General features: G+C 63.5%; 6 protein-coding genes and 2 pseudogenes. 5 read left to right on the forward strand and 3 right to left on the reverse strand.

Annotated elements, in window-relative coordinates:
* Position 1: 1 nt before the first annotated feature.
* Together ACFYW1_RS38215 and ACFYW1_RS38220 are read left to right on the forward strand one after the other, a co-directional pair.
* Positions 2 to 346, forward strand: a complete 345-nt coding sequence (locus tag ACFYW1_RS38215; RefSeq protein WP_389004309.1) for a hypothetical protein — start codon at positions 2 to 4, stop codon at positions 344 to 346.
* A 180-nt stretch (positions 347 to 526) separates the two neighbouring features.
* Positions 527 to 955 carry a DUF3710 domain-containing protein gene (locus ACFYW1_RS38220; RefSeq protein WP_389004311.1) on the forward strand — a complete coding sequence of 143 codons (429 nt, stop codon included), beginning with the start codon at positions 527 to 529 and terminating at the stop codon, positions 953 to 955.
* 317 nt (positions 956 to 1,272) lie between these two features.
* Here the strand turns inward: ACFYW1_RS38220 and ACFYW1_RS38225 are convergent.
* Positions 1,273 to 1,922: pseudogene (locus tag ACFYW1_RS38225) on the reverse strand (transposase family protein); the annotation flags it as partial.
* A gap of 84 nt (positions 1,923 to 2,006) precedes the next feature.
* Between ACFYW1_RS38225 and ACFYW1_RS38230 the strand changes: the two are divergent.
* Positions 2,007 to 2,561, forward strand: coding sequence for a hypothetical protein (locus ACFYW1_RS38230; RefSeq protein WP_389004313.1), 555 nt, complete (start codon positions 2,007 to 2,009; stop codon positions 2,559 to 2,561).
* 411 nt (positions 2,562 to 2,972) lie between these two features.
* Here the strand turns inward: ACFYW1_RS38230 and ACFYW1_RS38235 are convergent.
* Together ACFYW1_RS38235 and ACFYW1_RS38240 are read right to left on the reverse strand one after the other, a co-directional pair.
* A pseudogene (locus ACFYW1_RS38235) lies at positions 2,973 to 3,527 on the reverse strand (site-specific integrase); the annotation flags it as partial.
* A 74-nt stretch (positions 3,528 to 3,601) separates the two neighbouring features.
* On the reverse strand, positions 3,602 to 4,711 hold the full coding sequence (locus ACFYW1_RS38240) for a Dyp-type peroxidase (protein ID WP_389004315.1): 1,110 nt from the start codon (positions 4,709 to 4,711) through the stop codon (positions 3,602 to 3,604).
* A gap of 177 nt (positions 4,712 to 4,888) precedes the next feature.
* Here ACFYW1_RS38240 and ACFYW1_RS38245 point away from each other — a divergent pair, with 177 nt between their 5' ends.
* Positions 4,889 to 5,344 carry a VOC family protein gene (locus ACFYW1_RS38245; protein ID WP_389004317.1) on the forward strand — a complete coding sequence of 152 codons (456 nt, stop codon included), beginning with the start codon at positions 4,889 to 4,891 and terminating at the stop codon, positions 5,342 to 5,344.
* A 260-nt stretch (positions 5,345 to 5,604) separates the two neighbouring features.
* Positions 5,605 to 5,991 (forward strand): hypothetical protein, encoded by a 387-nt coding sequence (locus ACFYW1_RS38250; RefSeq protein ID WP_389004319.1) that lies wholly within the window; start codon positions 5,605 to 5,607, stop codon positions 5,989 to 5,991.
* Positions 5,992 to 6,082 lie beyond the last annotated feature (91 nt).

The following is a 6,082-nucleotide window of genomic DNA, read 5'->3' on the forward strand; positions in this document are numbered from 1 at the left end:
CGTGAGTGAGTCGTTGTGTGAATTCCTTCCCGAGCTGAAAAAGCATCACGGAATCTATGTCATGCGGCGAACCTATGAAGGAACCTGCGCGTTCCTTTCGGGGTACGAGCTGGGTTCGGGGCACTACTTCCTGAAGGAATTCCATAGCTGGCTATTGCCTCGGCGGAAGGGGAGGCCGGAGCTTTTCTGGCCTCTTCTCGTGCTCTGTGAGGTATATCGCGATGGAGCGCTGCCGGACATCAGATACTTCACTCCTGAGCAGGATGAACAGATGGTGGCGGTGCTCTTTGGCCTGCTGGATGAGTTCTTCAACGCGGCGGATGAACCGGAAATGGCTGAAGACTGAGGGCCTGTAGACTCGGAGCCATGGAGAATATTCCGTAGTCGAATGATCCAAGTTGCTGCCCCGCTGGAGCCTGTTCAGCGGGGCAGCGTCGTTAGGCCTCACCGTGGACGACCAGCACACGCACTATGTTGCGGTTGGTAATGCTACGGCGCTTGTTCGCGATAGCGGGGGAGGGTGTCGATGCGACCCATCCGCTTTGCTCGACTTCCCCCCAGGCAGCGGCGGCTATGTCAGGCCCTCCAGAAGCTCCAAGCGTTTCGCGCCAATTCAAGTGCTTCCTTGGGAGCTGTTCGGGTGGACATGATTATCGGTATACGGGCTCAGGGGGGTGAGGTAAAAGAGTGGACGGATAGAACTGGTGTTGAAATCAGAGCTTCCGTCCTTAGGGTTACAGAATTCGGCCAGCCGGTGACCAGGGATACCAGGGATCTCGGAAGTGGTGGCCCCGGCTGGGTGTTGAGAGCCATTGTGAGCGGCGGGGGGAATGTTGGGCCTGTGAAACATTTTTGGCAACCGTGGTCGTCAGGGGCCGGCAAAGGCTCTGAAAATCGCACAGGATACGGCCCCCGCGCAGCGTTTGCGTACTCAGTGGGAGTTGATGCAGGTTGATGCAGTCGGCCTTATGGGGAAAGTGGGCTTCTGTCGATGGAATCGACGTGCTGACAACTGGACTGGGGTCAAGTTCAAATTACATACCAGCTGATAGATGGTCATCTACCTCTGAACTTGCAGGGAATTTTCAAACCGTGGGCCATTGAGGTGGGTCACAGTAAGATCCTGCTTCGCGGATTCTTGGGTGGTGAGGAAGGGGGTGTCCCTAAGGTTTGTCCCGTAAAAGGTCTTCGAGCGGGTGCGCGTAAGGCCGACCGGTGTTCGGTCCGCTTGTCTATTCCCTGAGGGTGAGGTTGTGCAGGCGAGCGATGCCGCTCATCGCGGGCACGGACCTGGCGGTGGGAGGCGTTGTGCTCCTCCTTCCGGGCAGGTAGTTCGTGCTGCCCGCGTTTGCGACGGTGCGGAATGACCAGACCGGTGCCCCGGTAGCCGCCGTCGGCGACCACAGTGGTGCGGCCGACGGCGGCTTTGGCGCCGGACAGCTCCCATGCCTTGCAGTCATTGCGGTTGCCTGGCAGGGGCTGGCCGACCACCACGACGAGGCGGGTGTCGACGTTGATGACGACCTGGTGATTCGTGGAGTATCGATAGTTCTTCGACTGCTCGGCCACCGTATGGTCACGTGTGGGGACCAAGTTTCCGTCCACGATCAACACAGTGTTTTGCGAAACCGTTTGCGCGGCCGGAGCGCGAGCAAGGGGCCGAGGTGTCTGATGACGAGGTCGGCCGCGAACTTCGATACCCCGAACAGCGGGGCAAGCTGGCGCAGCGTCAAGTTCGTCCGCCAGTACGTCGTGACCAGCAGCACTCGGTCCTCCAGCGGCAGCCCCCACGGCCGACCCCGCCGCACCTCATCGACCCCCTCACGGCGCAGTGCGGTCACCAGCTTGCCGAAACAGCGCGGGCTCAGCCCAGTGAACGGGGCTGTCCAGGACGGGGTCGACGCCGTGATCACTCCAGTCACGGCAAGATCATGACGCCAAGCCGGGGCCCTGTAGCACCGCCCCGTCACGTGCCGTCTGGCCAGGGCCACACTCGTAGCCACACCATGCTCAAAGCAATGCTGGGGCCGGCACGACGATCTGATGAGGAGCAGGACGTGGGAAGTCTGTTGAGGAGCGTCTCCGGGGTCCGCTGGGGAGAACTGCGCGACGCGACGGGCACCGCTGCCGGCGGTATCCCCCCTCTGCTGTCCCGGATCGCATATGGGGATGAGGACACGGCCCGCATTGCCATCGATGACCTGGGCGATGCCATCTGTGCGCTGGGGTTCGTCGTCGGCGAGGCGACAGCTCCCACGGTGCCGTTCCTTCTTGAACTGGTCGGGTCCCCGCACGTGGCCTGCAAGGCCGAGTTGCTGGATCTTCTGGGAAGCATTTGCCGGACCGACCAGTGGCACTCCGCCGCTGCGGCGACCCAGGATCGCAAGCACGACGCGAGCTACCGGCAGCAACCCGGCTGGGAGACAGCCTCAAGGACAGCCGTGCACGCAGGCCGGTCAGTCATCGAGGGCATCGCCTCCTCCATACGGTCAGAGGAAGCGACGCCCGCTGGAAAGCTGTTGCAGGTGATGGACAACACCCCGCCGTTCCCAGAGCTATGAGCGGCCATTGCGGGACAGCCCTTAGGATCTTCGATGTCCTATTCCAGGACGTTTCCCGGATCTCGCTGGCCGATCAGTACTCGGGTCTCAGAGTGTCGAATGCGGGCCCGGATGTTTTGCGAACTGAAGAGCAGAGGGTCGGGCGCAGATGGCGAGAGAGTAAACTTTTTCGAGTCTCCGATGGCAATCCGCTTGATTATGTCGTTGCGGGATATATCTTCTGGGCTGAAGTTTTTATCCTTGCTACAGAGCCAAGCCCCCTGATGCAGGAATCTCCTAGTCCTGACGCAATCAAGGGCGGCAAGGTTTTCCGGGTGCGGGCGGACCGGTAGCCATAGCGAATTTGGAGCCCCGTCAGGTGTGTCCTGGCGGGGCTTCAGCGTGGGGTGGCGGCAGTAGTTGACGGCAACGTCAGCGTACGAGACCGGTGCAGGGCGGCGGTTCGTCACCGTCGAAGCTGACTGTCTCGGCGCTCCCTGGACTGCCGAGTGCAGAGCCAAGGGTGTCGATGGCGTCGCGCTGAAGGCGGATCCTTACGTGGGCGTAGACGGTGGCCGTGACGCCGATGCGGGCGTGGCCGAGGATTTCCTTGATCACGACGAGTTCGATTCCCTGCTCCAGAAGCAGGGGCGCGGTCGAGTGCCGGAGGTCGTGGAAGCGGATGCGGCGGAGTCCGGCCCGGTTGAGGAAGCTGTGGAAGCGGCGGATGAGGTTGGCAGGGTCGAGGGGCCGTCCTGTGGGCGTGGTGAAGACGAGGCCGATGACGTTCCAGACCGACCCTGCCGTCTCGCGCTCCGTGGTCTGCTGCTTGTGCTCCTTGAGGGAGCGGCGGCATTCGGTAGGGAGGGCGATACGGCGTTCGGACGCCCGGGCCTTGGTGGGCAGGTGGGTGAGGCCGCCGGTGCGGGTGCGCTGGAGCGAGCGACGGATGCTGGCCGTTCCGATGGTGAGGTTGAGGTCTTCCCAAAGGGAATCTCGTCACCATTGAAACAAGGTCATCACGAACTTCGGGAGAGCCTTGCGTCGTTTGAGCGGCAATGTCAGCGGATGACTGTCGTGTCGGGTGAGCTGTCGAGGTGACCGACGGGCCGATCAAGGGTGTTGCTGAGCACGTCAATCCACTTGTCGCCGGACGGGGGGACGAAGAAGTATCCGCCACCCGTGGTCAGCAAGTACTTTGCCAGGGGTTCTCCTTCCAGGCGTTTCTGGGCTGCTTCGAATCCTTGGACCAGGTCTCGCTGGAAACAGGAGAAGATGATGCCCGTGTCGTCGCTGCCCCGGTCGTAGCTGTAACTGCGCCGCACGATCGGTGGGGGAGTGCGGCGGTCAGGGGCTGCGAGGCGTACATGGGAATCAAGCGGGGTGAGTCTGCCGGTCGGATCGGCCGCGAAGTTGGGCTGCTCGTCGGGCGGTGTGCCGTCGAGCCATCCCCCGTCGCGTCGGCGTCCGATGATCCGCTCCTGTTCTCTTACCGAGTCCTTGTCCCACAGGTCGGTGGCGAACCGAACGATGCGCACGACCTGGTAACTGCCGCCCACTGCCCACTGGGGTTCGTCCTGATCGGCAGAAGTGAGTGCACGGTCGAGGGATTCCCTCTCGGTGCCCGGATTGCCGAAGCCCTCGGTGAAGTGGAACGGGTTGCGGGACAGACCCCTGCCGTCCTCGATCCGGTTGGCGGGGCGGGAGCCATTGACGTGCCACCGCACTGTCCAGTGCGGGGAGGTGGTTTTCCTGATGCGCTCAACGGTCTTCTGTATCACCGCGGCCTTGTCGCTCGCGACGTGGGCGAGAATGTCTCCGTGCGACATGGCGGGGTCGAGAAGGTCGCCGGTGAAGTGCGGCATCTCCTTGAGTTGGCGAGGAATCGACTTCTCGGATCCGAAAAGTGTCGCCCCGAGGGCGAACCCCACGGATGTGTCCGGATCGGCGGCAGTACGAACCCGTTTTACCAGTTCTCTCAGCGCGCCACGTGACCGCCCGACGTCGAGCGAGATCAACGCCACGTATTTTTCCGGCAGAAGTCTGCGCAACTGGACCGGAACGCCGACCGATTCGTCGAAACCGGCCCCGTCCCCTGTGGCGCCCCCGCCTGCCAGCCCGTAAGCAGCCGCGCCCCCGCCTGCTAAAGCAACCGCCACGCCCGAAGCCACCAAGTTCCTGCGTCGTATCACTTCGACCTCGCTCGCTTCGATGGACCTGCTGCTTCACCAACTTCTCATCCTGTCAACCGAAGTGCGTCCGCGACAGTTGGGCCCCGAGCCCGAGTCCAGGGCTTCTCGTGGGGTCGGGCCGGCGTGGGTGTCGGACCCGTCTGTCAGGCTCGGGGCATGGAGATGACCGTGCAGCTGACGATCGACTGCGCCGATCCGCAGAGGATGGTGGCGTTCTGGAGCGAGGCCCTGGGGTACGTGCCCGAACCTCCGCCGGCCGGTCATGCCACGTGGCGGGAGTACTGGGCGGCCATGGGGGTGCCCGCGGAGGAGCTGCCCGCGGGTGCGGGTGACATACCGGAGTCGATCATGGACCCCGAGGGGCGGGGGCCGCGGGTGTGGTTCCAGCAGGTTCCGGAGCCCAAGACCATCAAGAACCGCATCCACTTCGACCTGAAGGTCGGCGGCGGGCGCGACGTCCCGTTGGAGGTCCGCACGCAGCGGGTCACCGCCGCGGTGGAGAGGCTGGTCGAGGCCGGTGCCACCGTGGTCCGGATCGCGGACGAGCCGGACATGGGGCAGTACGCGGTCCTGCTCCAGGACCCGGAGGGCAACGAGTTCGACGTCGTCTAGGCATCGCCCGGCCGTGCCGCTCCGGTCCGATCACGAAGCGGCCGGACATCCAGGAAGGTGTGAGGCGAACGCCCCGCCGCCAGCGGGATGTCCTGGTCACCGCGGCGCAAGCGGCCGCACACGAAGCAGCGGACATGCCGTGAAAGCTGCCAGGGAGGGGACGACCGGATCAGGCATCCGCCTCAGTGGAATGAGGGCGCGGGTCCTCGTCGGCCGGGTGGTTCTCCCGGCCTGTGATCGTGAGGTCGTGAAGGAGACCGATGTTCGTCGAGAGGTTCAATGCCGTCGCGCGAACGCTGGGCAAGCGAACTCTGACGCCCGGCCGAGCCGTTGAGGCATGGCTTCAGTTCGTCGAAAGCTGCGAGGAGGGCTACGAGGACAGCCTTGCCGAGTACAGGAACGAGCTGTCCATCCGGCGCTTCTTGCAGGCGGTGATCGACGACCCGCAAGTTCGACGAGCCCCGGATGCGCAGTGGTTCATCAGGGAGGTCGAGGACATCGACGCGAAATTTTCGGCGCTGCTTGAGGACGGGTTTCGAGTTCCTGGAAGTTGGGGCTGGTGGGAGCGCCGAATCCCCCGTATCGGTGGTGGGGTGTTCCTGATTGATGTCAGAGACGCCTATGGCGTGGAAGTGGAGCCGGGCTAAGGGCTGTCCCGTAATCCCCGGTGGATCAGCGCGCGGCGTCAGATGCGGTGCATCGCAAGGCGGAGGGGCGTCCGCATACTGGATGTATTCG

It is taken from the genome of Streptomyces sp. NPDC002669, assembly GCF_042889165.1.
Taxonomy (GTDB): domain Bacteria; phylum Actinomycetota; class Actinomycetes; order Streptomycetales; family Streptomycetaceae; genus Streptomyces.

Coding starts and splice junctions, on each gene's coding strand:
- ACFYW1_RS38220 (WP_389004311.1), top strand. CDS start 527: ATGCGACCCATCCGCTTTGCTCGACTTCCCCCCAGGCAGCGGCGGCTA.
- ACFYW1_RS38230 (WP_389004313.1), top strand. CDS start 2,007: ATGCTCAAAGCAATGCTGGGGCCGGCACGACGATCTGATGAGGAGCAG.
- ACFYW1_RS38245 (WP_389004317.1), top strand. CDS start 4,889: ATGGAGATGACCGTGCAGCTGACGATCGACTGCGCCGATCCGCAGAGG.
- ACFYW1_RS38250 (WP_389004319.1), top strand. CDS start 5,605: ATGTTCGTCGAGAGGTTCAATGCCGTCGCGCGAACGCTGGGCAAGCGA.